Source organism: Shewanella sp. ALD9 (assembly GCF_002836315.1).
GTDB lineage: Bacteria > Pseudomonadota > Gammaproteobacteria > Enterobacterales > Shewanellaceae > Shewanella.
Genome location: NZ_PJCD01000002.1, coordinates 587,682 through 601,794, shown reverse-complemented (window position 1 = coordinate 601,794; position 14,113 = coordinate 587,682). Strand labels below are relative to the sequence as shown.

The 14,113-nt window shown below is 41.5% G+C and carries 12 protein-coding genes; 6 read left to right on the top strand and 6 right to left on the bottom strand.

Annotation, left to right across the window (positions count from 1 at the left end; all coding sequences use genetic code 11):
* Positions 1-85 precede the first annotated feature (85 nt).
* Positions 86-1,279 (bottom strand): serine hydrolase, encoded by a 1,194-nt coding sequence (locus CXF88_RS06080; RefSeq protein ID WP_101086312.1) that lies wholly within the window; start codon positions 1,277-1,279, stop codon positions 86-88.
* Positions 1,280-1,906: 627 nt separating this feature from the next.
* Between CXF88_RS06080 and CXF88_RS06075 the strand changes: the two genes are divergently transcribed.
* Complete coding sequence (locus CXF88_RS06075) at positions 1,907-2,656, top strand: putative porin (RefSeq protein WP_101086018.1); 750 nt, start codon at positions 1,907-1,909, stop codon at positions 2,654-2,656.
* Positions 2,657-3,083: 427 nt separating this feature from the next.
* Here the strand turns inward: CXF88_RS06075 and katG are convergent, their stop codons facing one another.
* Positions 3,084-5,357 (bottom strand): catalase/peroxidase HPI, encoded by a 2,274-nt coding sequence (katG, locus tag CXF88_RS06070; RefSeq protein WP_101086017.1) that lies wholly within the window; start codon positions 5,355-5,357, stop codon positions 3,084-3,086.
* A gap of 434 nt (positions 5,358-5,791) precedes the next feature.
* Between katG and CXF88_RS06065 the strand changes: the two genes are divergently transcribed.
* Together CXF88_RS06065 and CXF88_RS06060 are read left to right on the top strand one after the other, a co-directional pair.
* Positions 5,792-6,601: a phosphate/phosphite/phosphonate ABC transporter substrate-binding protein gene (locus CXF88_RS06065; RefSeq protein WP_101086016.1), complete on the top strand. Its 810-nt coding sequence runs from the start codon at positions 5,792-5,794 to the stop codon at positions 6,599-6,601.
* Positions 6,588-8,846, top strand: a complete 2,259-nt coding sequence (locus CXF88_RS06060; RefSeq protein ID WP_101086015.1) for an ATP-binding protein — start codon at positions 6,588-6,590, stop codon at positions 8,844-8,846. Before CXF88_RS06065 ends, CXF88_RS06060 begins: the two co-directional genes overlap by 14 nt.
* A 109-nt stretch (positions 8,847-8,955) precedes the next feature.
* Here the strand turns inward: CXF88_RS06060 and CXF88_RS06055 are convergent, their stop codons facing one another.
* From CXF88_RS06055 to CXF88_RS06045, 3 genes are read right to left on the bottom strand one after another with little or no spacing between them, the layout of a single operon-like run.
* Positions 8,956-9,492, bottom strand: a complete 537-nt coding sequence (locus tag CXF88_RS06055; RefSeq protein ID WP_242445103.1) for a GDYXXLXY domain-containing protein — start codon at positions 9,490-9,492, stop codon at positions 8,956-8,958.
* The gene (locus CXF88_RS06050; RefSeq protein WP_101086014.1) at positions 9,492-10,694 is read right to left on the bottom strand and encodes a DUF4401 domain-containing protein; all 1,203 of its coding nucleotides are present in this window, start codon (positions 10,692-10,694) and stop codon (positions 9,492-9,494) included. Before CXF88_RS06050 ends, CXF88_RS06055 begins: the two co-directional genes overlap by 1 nt.
* A complete protein-coding gene (locus CXF88_RS06045; RefSeq protein WP_101086013.1) occupies positions 10,687-11,808 on the bottom strand; it encodes a DUF2157 domain-containing protein in 1,122 nt (373 codons plus the stop codon). The genes CXF88_RS06050 and CXF88_RS06045 overlap by 8 nt, the downstream gene beginning before the upstream one ends.
* Positions 11,809-12,128: 320 nt before the next feature.
* On the opposite strand from CXF88_RS06045, the gene CXF88_RS06040 reads away from it, so the two are divergent.
* Genes CXF88_RS06040 through CXF88_RS06035 form a run of 3 tightly spaced genes read left to right on the top strand, consistent with a single transcriptional unit; the run spans position 12,129 to position 13,278 of the window.
* Positions 12,129-12,377: a DUF3297 family protein gene (locus CXF88_RS06040; RefSeq protein ID WP_011638562.1), complete on the top strand. Its 249-nt coding sequence runs from the start codon at positions 12,129-12,131 to the stop codon at positions 12,375-12,377.
* A gap of 44 nt (positions 12,378-12,421) precedes the next feature.
* Entirely contained in the window at positions 12,422-12,580 is a 159-nt protein-coding gene (locus tag CXF88_RS21900) for a hypothetical protein (RefSeq protein ID WP_157822777.1), read from the top strand.
* A gap of 53 nt (positions 12,581-12,633) precedes the next feature.
* The gene (locus CXF88_RS06035) at positions 12,634-13,278 is read left to right on the top strand and encodes a LysE family translocator (protein WP_101086012.1); all 645 of its coding nucleotides are present in this window, start codon (positions 12,634-12,636) and stop codon (positions 13,276-13,278) included.
* Positions 13,279-13,394: 116 nt separating this feature from the next.
* On the opposite strand, the gene CXF88_RS06030 is transcribed toward CXF88_RS06035, so the two are convergent.
* Positions 13,395-14,021, bottom strand: coding sequence for a protein-disulfide isomerase (locus CXF88_RS06030; protein ID WP_101086011.1), 627 nt, complete (start codon positions 14,019-14,021; stop codon positions 13,395-13,397).
* Positions 14,022-14,113: the final 92 nt, after the last annotated feature.

The window sequence follows — 14,113 nt, the reverse complement described above, 5'->3', positions numbered from 1 at the left end:
CTTGCGTCGCATGGTATTCGGGTTGATGCTCAGTAATCGAAAAGCGAGCAATCGAAAAGTGGGGCAGAGTCTAACGAGTCTCCATCTACTCCAATGACGCCACAATCTCACGGAAAAATTCGATGGTTTCTTGTTTTGAATTCAGCTCATCAAGAAAGCCTAAATCGGCACTGTTTTTAACTATCACCACATTGTGTTGTTGGTTTACATAAATATATTGCCCGTAAACGCCGACACAGAAAAATTCACCTTGCTGTGCTTCTGGCGGTAACCAAATTTGATAGCCATAACCTAATTTTCCGACTTGCGGTTGTAGGTAATCTGCTTGTGGGGTGGTGGCGACTTTTATCCAAGCAGCTGACACGATTTGCTTGCCATTAAATGCGCCATTATTGAGTAATAAGCGGCCAAAGCGGGCGTAGTCACGGGTGGTAACATTTAAGCCGCCTAACGCAAATGCGCTACCTTGGGAATCAGTCAGCCAATAGGCATCGCTTTCCATGCCGATGGTGTTCCACAGATTTTGCTGTAAAAGTTCGATTAATGATTTCCCACTAACTCGCCTGAGTATCATGCTAATCACGTGGGTGTCCATGCTGACATAATGAAATGCTTTGCCTGGGGCTGATTCATTAACCAGTTCACTGGTCATTTGATCTAACGAGCCGCCAATAGCCAGTACACGACCCATTTTGTTAATGTCAGAATAAAAATCTAGATAGTCTTCGTTCCACTTAACCCCAGACGACATTTGCAATACGTGTTTTACTTTGACGTCGCCATAACCAGACTTGGCAAGCTCGGGCAGATAAAAGCCGACGGTTTTTTCAATATCAATGTTGCCAGCATCCACCTGCATGCCGAACAATATCGACACAAATGATTTGGCCATTGACCACGAGATACGTTTGTCATCACTTTTAGTGCCTAGAAAATATTGCTCGTAGGTTATTTTGTCATTTTTAAGCACCAGTAATGCGGTTGTTGCTCTGCGTTTAAGAAACGCTTCGGTATTGGTTGAGCTGTTTCGATAGTTAAACGATTCAGGCAAAGGCGTTAAGGCGACGTCGAACACATAAGGCTCGCCTTGTTTAACGATTTTTTTGTTAAAAAAGACATCCTTCATATTGGAGAAATTATTTACCACGAGGGATTCATCAAATAAGGTGACTACGCTGTATAAGCGATTAACGCTTTGCCAATTAAACGCAACAAGGATGATAAAAATAACAAAAAGGCTTAATAAACCACCTTTGATGAACTTAAACAAAGTCGACATTGACGTTCCAGGTAAATAAAATTGATGTAATGACAATAACCTATAGTCATCATCAACATAAATCAAATAGTTAACAAATCTATTGTTGTCGTCTTTAAACGTGTTTGAACCATGCAATAGGTCGTAACTTTAAATCCATAAATTTGCCGAAATAATTTACTTCCGTTGTGTAGAAATGTCAGTGGCAACTAGCTGTTTTTATTTAGACACCGCGGTTTGAATTGATACGGCTATCGAGTCGACTGGTTGCAGCCTCTAAAACCTCTGTTGTGTTCAAATTTCGTTTGATTATCCACGTGGTTATTGATGACAATATTTACTGCCTATTTTAAATAAACGTTTAGTTGACGATATTGTTACGTTTTTATCTATTGCTAAAGTAGGTAGTAGCAGTGTTCAATACATTCTGTATGATGTATTTTATTGAAAATTATCAATTATTTATAGTTTGTTGTTTATTTTAGCATTTCATTACTTTAGAGTATGCGCCGCTAGGAAAGCGCGTTAGCCCGACGGTAAGGTTAGGCTACATTTGAGTTAATGGATAAACCCCCTTTTTATGATTTATCCATTCTTTATATCTGCTTGAATCTCCTAGCGTAAAATAATCAAATAAAGGAATGATTGATGAAAAACGTTACTGCATTAGCACTAGTATTAGGTTTTGCTGCACTACCAGCTGTAGCTGCACAAGATGCACCATTTCAACACGAAGCGGGTTTGCAATACTCTGCTAATACTGAAGAGTTCGGTGATGGTCAATGGGATCTAAACTACCGTTTCTATTTCGATTCTGTGTCACAAGAAAAAGGCCCATATGCATTAAATGGCTTTTTAGCACAATCTACCAATGTTGGCGCTAGCTATTCAATGATTGATGATGCTGACATTGATGTTTTCTCTGTTGATGGCACTTATGTTTTTGATTCAAAGTGGTTTGTTGGCGCTAAAGTAGAGCGTTTTGACGCTGGTGTTTTTGATACTGATATTTACCAACTTGATGTAGGTTATTACTTCAACGACAGCTCAAAAGTAGCGGCATTCTATGTTGATGGTAGTGATATTGACTCAAGCTATGGTCTTGAAGCTCGCAGCTTTATCGATCTTAAAAGCACTACTGGTATCGATTTAGGCGCTATGTGGACTCATACTGATGCTGACGATCTCTTTAATGTAAACGCTGACTGGTATGTGACTAAAGCATGGTCTGTGGGTTTAGGTTACGCAGACATCGGTTCTGATGATTTTTTCATTGCTAAAACGGCTTACTGGTTACGCATCTCTGACGCTTTTTCTGCAACATTTGAATTGTCTAAAGATCTTGATTCAGACGTAGACGGTTTCGGTGCTGCAATTGGTGTTGTTGGCCGTTTCTAAGCTAAAAGGCTATTAATAATAGCTTATCAATAAAAGCTTATTGATATCGATCATTTACCCCAAAAAAAGGAGCCTTAACCAGGCTCCTTTTTTGTCTGTGTATCCATATTGTGTCTGTAATAGTGGCAAAATAATTCAGTTATAAATATCGTCTGAAACGTCACCGTATAAATGACTGCATGCACTTTCGTACAGCTCGACATTAACCGTTTTTAGTAGCCAACGTGTTGGCTAAAGCTTCTACTTACACACTTGGAATGAGACGTGATTATCTGATAGTCGTGTGCTTAGCGAAGGTTATTTGAGTGTTATAGATAAAAAAAAGCGAATCGATTGATTCGCTTTTGAATGTTAAAGATTCAAGTCCTGTTGTGTCTGTTGCGCTTCAGCTGTTAAGTGTTGCTGCGCTTGGTCACGAAGCTTAATCTTAACGGTCTAAGTTCATTACCTTAGTCCAGGCTGCAGCAAAGTCATTCACAAACTTTTGCTTCGATGTATCAAACGCATACACTTCAGACACTGCACGCAGCTCCGAGTTTGAACCAAAGACTAAATCGACTGAGGTGGCAGTCCATTTTTTGTGACCTGACTGACGATCAAATCCTTCATAAATACCATCGGTTGACGATTTTTTCCAAACCGTAGACATATCAAGTAAATTGACGAAAAAGTCATTGCTTAAGGTGCCCGGTGTGCTTGTGAGTACCCCATGTTTTAGCCCTTTGTAGTTAGCATCAAGTGCGCGTAATCCACCCACTAAAACGGTCATTTCTGGCACCGATAGGTCAAGTTGGTCTGCTTTATCAACTAACATGTCCACCGGCGACTTGTAGCTTTGCTCTGCGTCAAAGTAATTTCTAAAACCATCAGAAGTTAGCTCAAGTAAACTAAAGGCATTGATATCGGTCATTGCTTGTGTGGCATCACCACGACCGGCATTAAATGGCACCGACACAGTGAAACCTGCATCTTTAGCGGCCTTTTCTATTGCAGCCGTGCCCCCTAGAACGATTAAGTCGGCCAGTGATACTTTGCTTTTACTAAACAAGCTGTCGTTGTAGTCCGCTTGAATCGCTTTTAGTGTTTTAATCACTTTAGCGGTTTCAGCCGGATTATTTACTGACCAATCTTTTTGAGGTGCTAGTGCAATACGAGCACCGTTTGCACCACCGCGCATGTCTGAATGACGGTAACTTGCCGCAGATGCCCAAGCTACACGCACTAACTCTGACACGGTTAAGTCAGACTTTAGAATTTGTGCTTTAAGTGCTTGCACGCCATCGTCATCTATATTTGATTGTGTTTTATCATCTATAGGATCTTGCCAAATTAGGCTTTCTTTAGGGACTTCTTTGCCTAAGAAATTACGTGATGGGCCCATATCTCTGTGCGTCAGTTTGTACCAAGCTTTAGCGAAAGCTAAGCGGTATTCTTCTGGGTCGGCTAAAAAGCGTTCAGCAATTTTTCGATACTCAGGATCATACTTTAATGCTAAGTCTGCTGTTGTCATGACAGGAGCGTGAAACTTGCCTTTAACATGCGCATCAGGAACGGCTTTATGCAAAGACTCGTCTGTTGGGATCCATTGAATAGCGCCAGCAGGGCTACGAGTTTGTTTCCACTCAAAGGTAAGTAAATTGCTTAGATACAAAGAGGTCCATTGTGTTGGGGCTTGAGTCCAAGCTCCTTCTAAACCACTGGTGATAGTGTCTTCTGAGTGGCCTTTACCGCATTTGTTTTTCCAGCCAAGGCCTTGCTCTTCGATACCCGCTGCAGCAGGTTCAGCACCTAAACAATCTTTAGGCTTGTGTGCACCGTGCATTTTACCAAATGTGTGTCCACCCGCAATTAGGGCTAGGGTTTCTTCATCGTTCATCGCCATACGTTCAAAGGCCACACGAATATTTTTGGCTGAGCCCAATGGGTCTGGTACGCCTTTTGGGCCCTCTGGGTTTACGTATATTAAGCCCATGTGAGTGGCACCAAGCGGGCGCTGTAACTTGCCGCTACTATCTTCACGGTCGCTAGCAAGCATTTCAACTTCTGGTCCCCAGTACACCATGTCTGGTTCCCAATCATCATTACGTCCACCGGCAAAGCCGTAGGTTTTAAAGCCCATATTTTCAAGTGACACATTACCCGCTAACACTATCAAATCAGACCAAGAAATGGCTTCTCCATACTTCATTTTGATTGGCCAGAGTAAACGTCGTGCTTTGTCTAAACTCGCATTATCGGGCCAACTGTTGAGTGGTTCAAAACGTTGCTGGCCACCACCTGCGCCGCCGCGGCCATCAAGGGTGCGATAAGTACCTGCGCTGTGCCATGTCATGCGGATAAAAAAGGGACCATAGTTGCCATAGTCTGACGGCCACCAATCTTGAGATGTGGTCAGTAACGCATTAATGTCTAGTTTTACTTTATCAAGGTCAAGGCTGTTAAATGCCTTGGCGTAATCAAAGTTTTCGCCATAAGGATTAGATCGCTTATCGTGATCTCGTAGCGCAGATAGATTGAGTTGATCAGGCCACCAAAATTGATTTGTTTTAGCCTGGTTTTCTAATGCTATCCCAGTCCCAACCGCTCCTTTGGGCTTGGTCATTTCTGACTTTTCGTGATTGTTGGCGAAAGCTGAGCCGGATATAAGCAGCATGCTGACAAAACCCGCGAGTACTTTCTGATTAAATAATGGATGTTTCATTGTTAGCTTCCTTAAAGTTAACGCATCTTCGCTTCATGTGAAGATGTATGGTTACGCTAAAATACAAAACCTAATTAACCACTCAAGCTATTAACTATCTACTTGATGTACTCGAGGATTAAAATCAGGGCTTAAATGACTAAGCGAAAACAGAGTATAGGAAAGTATCTAAATGGTAGGTGCGAATAAAAACGATTGTTCTAATCTGAAAAGCTGATGCTAATGAAGAATAAAAATAAGAGGGAAGATCATAAATAAGTGGGGGGGACACACTGATTATTTGCTGACTTATATCGCATTATATTTATTGGCAAGTAGTAGCAAGCCAAAGCATTTATTATGCAATAGACCTGAATTCAAATAATATTTTTATGGTGACTTGAGCAGTATTTAACTAAGCTAGTAAAAATGACACGCTATTTTCTGGAGCGCTAATGAAGTATGTAGTGGCAATATTATGTTTAATTCAAAGCTCGTGGTTATTGGCCCAGGAGTATACGTTTGGGGTTGTGCCGCAATACGAGCCGCAAAAGTTGAATGCAATTTGGCAGCCTTTACTTGATCAGGTCAGTGAACAGACGGGGGTGACGATTAAGTTAGTCACTGTTGAGTCTATACCTGTATTTGAACAAGCCTTTGCTAATGGCGAGTATGATTTTGCTTACATGAACCCTTGGCACAGTGTCATCGCTAACGAAAAACAAGGTTATTTGCCGTTAATAAAAGATGCAGGGCGCCAACTGCAAGGTGTGTTAGTGGTGAATAAAAATAGCGGCATAGACGATGTTAGCCAGTTAGAAGGTGCCGAAATTGCTTTTCCGGCGCCTAATGCATTGGGCGCGTCATTATTAATGCGTGCTGATTTAGCGCAGTTGTATGGGCTAACAATAAAGCCGGTTTATGTGCAAACCCACTCTTCGGTTTATTTAAATGTGGCATTAAACTCTACTAAGGCTGGCGGTGGCGTGTTAGGCACGTTAAAACAGCAACCGCAAAACCTACAAGACAAGCTTAAAATTATTTATAAAACCCGTAAAATAAGCCGTCATCCTATTGTGGCTCATCCAAGAGTTGATCCTGCCATTCAGCAAAAAGTGCAACAAGCTATTTTAGATATAGGCCAAAGCGAAGAGCACAAGCACTTGCTTGCAGGTATTCCCATTATTAAACCCAGTATTGCGACTTTAGCTGAATATCAGCAATTAACTCAATGGGGGTTACGTTCATTTTATGTTGAAAATTAATGGCTGGCGTAGTTTACGGGCACAGAGTTTTATTGCCGTAATGGCGTTTGGTTTTTTACTTGCCTGTTTATTTATTTTTTATGCGCTACCAGAGCAAGCCCGTTGGGTTAATGATGGATTGTCTAAAACGGCACAGCGATCATTACAACAACTCTCAACCTCTGTCACAACGCCTTTGCTTACCCGCCAATACGCTGAGCTTTACGAGCAAATAGATAACCAATTAGACATTCAGCCTAATTGGAAGGCCATTAAAATAGTTGATACGGCAACCGGTAACCAATTGTATCCGCTTGATGTGTGGAACGGGGCAACCCAAAGCGGTGACATGCTGCTTAGCCAACAAATTATGTTTTTAGAAAAACCATTAGCAAGCATTACGCTAGTGGTTAACTTTACCAATGAAATTAATGAATCATCAAAGCTGCATTACACGCTGATATACATTCAATTTATGATTTTAGTTTTATTTTTTATGGCGCTAGCTTGGTTGGTCGATTATAGAATAACCAAACCATTGCGCTCATTGGAATTTGCATTTGCACGGCTGGCAAAAGGTGATTTTGATTGCCATGTCGATAAGCACCAAAATAACGAAGTGGGCAGTGTCATTAATGCGTTTAATCACATGGCAACCGAGGTCTCGAGTAATCATCAAAAATTAAACTCCCTGCGAATACAGGCAGAGTCGGCAAGTAAAGCAAAGTCAGATTTTATGGCCAGCATGAGCCACGAATTGCGTACGCCATTAAATGCAATTTTAGGCTTAGCACAGTTATATGAATATGATGATCTTGCTAATAAAGTCCAAAAAGACAATGCCAAGGGCATATATCGGGCTGGTGAACATTTACTGTTATTAATAAATGATGTGCTTGATTTAACGGCGATTGAGTCAGGTAACATGCAGTTCAGTTTTGATTATGTGCCAATCAAGCATGTTGTTGAGGATTCAGTTGAGTTTGTAAGTGAACTTATCAATGCACAGTCGATGACGATTCATATCGAGGGATTTAATGAACTCGAAGGGCTGTGCTTTTATGTCGATGAGCGCCGCTTTAAACAGGTAATGTTAAATTTACTCTCTAATGCCATTAAATATAATAAACCCCATGGCGATATTTTTATTAGCTGCAGCGTATCGAGCAATAACCAATGCACAATTAGCGTAGCAGATACCGGTTATGGCTTTGCTGCTGATGATGTTTCGCGGTTGTTTAAGCCATTTGATCGCTTAGGTGCCGAAACCAGCAACATTAATGGCACGGGTATTGGATTGGTTATTACCCGAGAGTTAGTTGAGCGAATGCAAGGCGAGATAAGAGTACAAAGTGAACTAAACAAGGGTTCATGTTTTAGTTTAATTTTTAATGCTTTTAAGCAAGCCGATGTATCCACTAAAACTGACATACTGGCTAAAACAGACTTTACAACTCAATCTGATATAGCTGACATCAACGAACAACTCGTTTCAGCAGAGACTTTTCCTATATTAGAAGTACTGGTTGCTGAAGATCAAGTGACTAATCAGCTAGTGTTAAAGCAACAATTAACCTTGCTTGGGGTACATTCAACGTTTGTGAGTAATGGCGAGCAAGCCTGGCAAAGTCTGCAAGATAAACGTTTTGATATACTGTTAACCGATATTCAAATGCCAATTTTAGATGGTTTAGGCCTGGCGAAAAGGATTCGAGCAGATAACCGCTTTAAAGATTTAGCCATTGTTGCGATTACAGCGAACATTATTAAAGACAATATAGATGCTTGTTACGATGCCGGTATGAATGGTTTTTTAACTAAACCGGTTGAGTTGGCTAAGCTTAAATCGCTTTTAATGGAGCACTCAACAACCATGGTTAATGCTCATATTGACGGTAATAAAGTGTCAGAGGTTGAGACTGATTCATTCGATCAATTAGATATAGCATTGTTAAATGCAATGTTAGGTGATGATCCCACGGTACATTGCATGGTGTTTAATGCCTTTTTACAAACGGCAGGTGAGCAAGTTAAGTTAATCAGTGCTTATGCGGCTAGCGCAAACTACGCCGATTTATCGTTTCAAGCCCATGGCTTAAAATCGTCATCAAAATCTGTTTCGGCATTAACGTTAGCCGATATTTGTCAGCAAGTTGAAACACTGGCTGCAAAGGGCAGCGTTACCGCTGAGCACGTGAGTGACTTAGAACAATGCTTTAACGAAGTCGTGATTCAGTTAACACGTTATTGTGAATACTATGAATAATGAACTAACGAACCCTTTGGTTGATTAGTCATTTATAAGCATTATACCGCCCACAATCGAACAGTTTACTTTAGCGATTGTGCACAAGTTATGAATGACATTTGTTTATTTAAATTCGCTTAAAATCTTTGTCTATCATGTTACTGAGTAACAATTGTCCTGCCTGGTTAACTCTAAACTCGCCATATCTTGCGTGTTCAAACTCTTCAGCTCGGCCTTCTTGAAAGAAAAAAGCGTTGCTGGCCAGTTTGACTCTGCCGTCACGAACGCGGTACTGGATCAGTCGCTGTGCTGGTGTTAGCGTGGCACCGTTGTAGATACTGTCAAATTGGGCAATACGATTTTGGTCGAGTGTGACAATAAAAAAGCCATCATGGTTATTTGACGTGTTTGATAGTTCATCGACTGACCGGCTAACTGTTCTCGCGATATCGTAATTTAACGCCATGTAATCACCTTGCATTAACGAGCGAGGGTCGACGGGAGCCAGTTCAAACAGGATGATTTCGCCATTAGCCAACAAGTGTTCTTGTTGATAAATCTTGTAGTTAATACCAGCAAGTATCAATACTGCCGCGATAATAGCCCAAAGCGACCGCTTACTGAGTTGGCGTGAGTTGAGCGCCGCCATAGTATTTAATTGCATTATGGTTGCTCCTTATTGTGTGCCGTTGTCGCGGTATTCATTGTCATTTCTGCTTCAGCTGTCTTGTTGGTATTTATGCTCATGGCAAATCTGAGCAGTAGTAGCACTATGCCGCTGGCCATTAACCACAGTGATTTATCAAACAAGTCGATGTGGAGTGAGTAATAATACATGCCGATAAAGGCGAGCAGGGCGCATACCGAAATGATGACTAATTTACGCTCGTTATAAAAATAGCCTAGCAGTAGCATTAGTAGTGCGGCGCTTAATCCGCTCATGACGATAGAAAGTAGGCCGATTAATATTGCTGCAAGAATCACCATCAACTTGTTGCGAGGACGCACTGTAACAAATTGATTGCTATTGGCATTGCTATTGGCATTGCTATCGGTATTGCTATCAGTATTAGCATCGCTATTGGCATTAGAATGGAGCTGGTTAAAAATGTGATTAATCAGCCATAGCGCAGATAATAGGCTGATTATGATAGCTAAGTAGTCACTGAGGCTAGAGCTTAATGCCATGAGTACGTTTGGCAGTTCAATGGTGTCGCTAATTTCTGACAACATTAAATTGGCGAGTAGTAAACTGATAGCAACGGCGTAACCTAGCATTCTGATACGTTGATAATGTTGTGGCCATCGGTAAAGCTGAGTCCATATAACCACTAAACTCAGCACCAATAATGGCAATAGGAGTAGCGATAAATGGTTAATCACTAAGATGGCTAATAAGCTGGGAACCATGGCTAATGCCGCGACAAATTGGTTGGTTTTGTGGGGTATGGCTATCCAGTGTATGACAAACGTGACCACATAAATGACTGCGATGAGTGTTTCGTTGCTCGATTCTAGGCTTTCGAAGGTGCCAAAAAGCAGCATTGTTTGTCCACATAAACTAAACGCAAATACCATTTGTAGAATAAATTCTTGGCGATTCTCACCCAGTCGGTAATACGCTAAGCATCCTAGACTCAGTACGCCACCAAAGCCGATAAACGATTCGGTTATATCACTCGCAGATGACAGCCCCAGCATCACAAACGCTAATAAAAATAGCGCAGCAACCCAACCACCAAGCATTTGTGCAGCAATGATATACCAAGGGCTGGCTAACAAGGATTCTGGTGCGGTATCAGTATTTACCCAGCCTTTATTTTGCAGTGACAGCCATAATGCGTTGTATGATTTAATGTTACTCATGAGCGGCTTCCTCACTGTTAAGCATTGCCGTTTGAGCAAACTCTGTTTGTAATTTTTTTAACCAATATAAACTGCCACTGGTTAAGCCTATGACCACCATCGCTATCAGAAAAAAGCCTCCAATGGTGTCGTGGCTATCAAATAGCTCCTTTGAAAGTAGCGAAACAATCGCGGTACTTATGCTGGTTAACACCAGTGTGAGCGGATACAAAGCGGGCGAACGATAACGATACCAAACAAATAAGCTAGTCAGGATGGCGAGGTAAAGCAGCGCATAATAGGTAATATGTTCGCTCGAGTCGAAGTCATAGCTGAAGTCAAAAATGATCCACACTATTAGCCAGGTAAATGCACTCAGACTAGCCAGTAAACTGGTTGCTTCTACCATGGGGCAGTTAAAGCGTAATTGTCCGCGCCACTGACAGCTTTTCGCAAGGGTAAATAGTAGGTGAATGGCTAAGTTAACTAAGCCAAAAATAGCAATTTGTTGAATGTCTTCGAGTAGAAAACTAAATACAGAAGCAAAGGATTGAAGATATAACCCTAGGCTGACGTTGAGTAATACCACTACCAGTAACCACAACAGATCAAAACCTGCGATGTAAGCAAAAGGTAAAATTAATACTGCCCAAATGGCGAATAGTTGCCATGGATCGGCGCCAGTTTGATAGGTTTGCCCAACTAACGCCAGCAATGCCCCGAGCATAATACTGGCCCCGAGTAACATTGCATTGGCTAAGCTCCAGCCATAAGTCTGTTGGTTGTGTTGAGCTTGCAAATGATATTGATCATGTTGGGATTTTTGCTGTAAATATTGCTTTTTTTGCGCGCGGTTAGTGAGATAGAATCCGCCAATAAACAACGCAAATATGGTTTCGACTATGGCAAATTTATTGAGGTGTGATAGCGCATCCCAGTTGAAGGCCATGAAAAAAATCACCCCAGCGCCAAATAACAACACTCCGAGATACAGTAAGATATTGGCGATTAATAATTGCCAATTTTTTGCGTTTGGATGGGGATAGACCTCTAACATTGCGGCTTTAAGGTTAGCGGGGGCAATCTTGCCGTCTAAAAACCAATGCCATATAGTTGATCGTTTTTGCGTCATCATCCCTTGCCCATTATCCCTTTGATTAAACCCGTGGCAGTCAATACTCTTTTGCTCACTACGCTAAATGTAAACTAACGCTACCGATATGCAATTAAAAATCATATGCAATTAAAATGCATTGAAAATATCATACGGGATTTTAAATACAGACACTTAACTTAACACTCAGCCTAACACTGATGCTTAGCGTTTATTATTAGTACTTCTTCCCTGGCTGACAGTATCTTTTCGGTGCGACTCACATTTATGACAGCCGCTATTGAGCATCAGGCCGGTATTGCCTACAATAGCGCACGTTTTATTAACTACAGCATACGACAATGAACGACACTACTGCTAAACCCGCTTTACCAGATCGCCTTAGCGTTAATCCACGTAGCCCACATCATGTGGCTGCAATTTTCGAACACGAGATTGGCATTTTGTTTAATGGCAAAGAGCGTGCTGATGTTGAAGAATATTGCATCAGTGAAGGTTGGGTAAAAGTCGCCTCGCACAAAGCATTAGATCGTCGTGGCCAACCGCTTACGATGACAGTAAAAGGCAAGGTTGAAGCGTTCTATAAGTAAGACTGATTACCTGTTATTTATTGTTAAAACGAAAGGCTAGCCGAATGGGCTGGCCTTTGTTGTTTGTAGCGGTGTTATCCATTTGCGTTACAGTCATTAACTCATTTTCCCGTCAAGTACCTAATCGTAAACAATCTCTGCCAATGCTCGCAGTGCTTAAACATGGCATGAAGGCCAACATGACTTTCATTCATGTTGAATAGCTGTAGAATCCGCGCCTTATTTTCCCGTCTTAATAGTTGTTGTTTGTGTATTTATGATGATTGATCTGGCTTTGCTTCCTTTATATTTAACCACTGTGGTCGCGTTATTATTAATTCCTGGACCTGACATGCTGTTGATCGCCAGTTCCAGCTTGAGTTATGGCCGCAAAGTGGGTGTATATGCCTGTTTTGGTAATGCCACCTCTGGACTGGTGTTAACCTTGCTTGCTGCTATGGGTGTTTCTGCACTTGTGGCAATGAATCCAATGGCGTTAGAGCTATTACGGGTATTGGGCGGGGCGTATTTATTGAAAATGGGTTGGGATTGTATGCGCAGTGGTACAAGCGACGCGCCCGAGATTACCCAACAAGGTAATGTTGCAAAATTACTCTATCGTCGTGCGGTACTGAGCAATTTACTGAATCCTAAAGCGTTGATCTTTTTTGTGTTATTTTTGCCTCAGTTTGTGTCTACTCAGTTGAGTGCTAGTTCAGGTGAACAAATGCTGGCGCTAGGTTTGTTGCTGAATGTGATGGGATTGACGTTCAATTTGCTGTTGGTAGCATTAGTGGGTAGTTTGGGTAAATCTTTGCTCAAAAACGAAAAATTCCGCACATATCAACATAAATTTATGGGTGTAATATTTTTTGCATTAGCCATTTGGTTACTCGCATCTCAAGTTCAAAGCATTGCTTAACCATTACGGTTGAGAGAGGCGGTTAACTAAAAACCACGGTCATTAGCCGTGGTTTTTTTGATCTTACTGCTGGCGCATTCACATCGATGATGTATTTGGCGAGTGACGAGTTATCGTTATGCTTCAGTTTTAGCGAGTTTAATCGCTGCTATCTCTTTTTCAACCGCCACAACCACAGCATGAGGGCTGCTCAGGTATTGTGAGTGATCGATAAAAATAGCGTTATCATTAACGGTCATGACTAAAACGGGAAAGCCGGTCGTACCAATGACTTGTTGTATCTCTTCTATGCCTTCCAGTACGTATTCTGCGTCCATACTGAGCTCATCTTTAAACACTTTATTTGATGGTGACAGCTTAAATTTTTCTACAATGTCATTAAAGTCGTGCTTGTTGCTAAGCGGGTTGCCTTCAATGAAATGGGCTCTTTGTAGCGCATTGAGCACATCTAATTGCTTGTCAGCTTGTTTGCCCTGCAACCAGGCCATAAAGTTTGCGGTTTTGATTGAGCTTTTAGGACTGTTTACGTAACGAATATGATCGCGGCCAAATTTCAGTCCACTCATTTTTGCAGCCGCTTCCATTTGCTCTTCGCCAGCACTGTCTTTGCCAATGTAATGTGCGCTATGCAGTAAATGTACATTCATTTCGGGATAGGCTTGCTGCAATGCATTCACCAACGGTGTGGTGGCATAGCTCCAAGGGCAATGTGAGTCGTAGATAAAATAAAGCTCAGTGGTCATTAAGTGAATTCTTGTTTGCGAGTCAGATGTGCTGATCCTAAATAGTTTATGAGTATTATACAATCATTGAATCTGCACCAATTGAGCTGAAG

What these genes read in the sequence shown, in the direction of transcription:
- CXF88_RS06080 (WP_101086312.1), bottom strand. Translation starts at nt 1,279, where the DNA reads ATGTCGACTTTGTTTAAGTTCATCAAAGGTGGTTTATTAAGCCTTTTT.
- CXF88_RS06075 (WP_101086018.1), top strand. Translation starts at nt 1,907, where the DNA reads ATGAAAAACGTTACTGCATTAGCACTAGTATTAGGTTTTGCTGCACTA.
- katG (WP_101086017.1), bottom strand. Translation starts at nt 5,357, where the DNA reads ATGAAACATCCATTATTTAATCAGAAAGTACTCGCGGGTTTTGTCAGC.
- CXF88_RS06065 (WP_101086016.1), top strand. Translation starts at nt 5,792, where the DNA reads ATGAAGTATGTAGTGGCAATATTATGTTTAATTCAAAGCTCGTGGTTA.
- CXF88_RS06060 (WP_101086015.1), top strand. Translation starts at nt 6,588, where the DNA reads ATGTTGAAAATTAATGGCTGGCGTAGTTTACGGGCACAGAGTTTTATT.
- CXF88_RS06055 (WP_242445103.1), bottom strand. Translation starts at nt 9,492, where the DNA reads ATGCAATTAAATACTATGGCGGCGCTCAACTCACGCCAACTCAGTAAG.
- CXF88_RS06050 (WP_101086014.1), bottom strand. Translation starts at nt 10,694, where the DNA reads ATGAGTAACATTAAATCATACAACGCATTATGGCTGTCACTGCAAAAT.
- CXF88_RS06045 (WP_101086013.1), bottom strand. Translation starts at nt 11,808, where the DNA reads ATGATGACGCAAAAACGATCAACTATATGGCATTGGTTTTTAGACGGC.
- CXF88_RS06040 (WP_011638562.1), top strand. Translation starts at nt 12,129, where the DNA reads ATGAACGACACTACTGCTAAACCCGCTTTACCAGATCGCCTTAGCGTT.
- CXF88_RS21900 (WP_157822777.1), top strand. Translation starts at nt 12,422, where the DNA reads ATGGGCTGGCCTTTGTTGTTTGTAGCGGTGTTATCCATTTGCGTTACA.
- CXF88_RS06035 (WP_101086012.1), top strand. Translation starts at nt 12,634, where the DNA reads ATGATGATTGATCTGGCTTTGCTTCCTTTATATTTAACCACTGTGGTC.
- CXF88_RS06030 (WP_101086011.1), bottom strand. Translation starts at nt 14,021, where the DNA reads ATGACCACTGAGCTTTATTTTATCTACGACTCACATTGCCCTTGGAGC.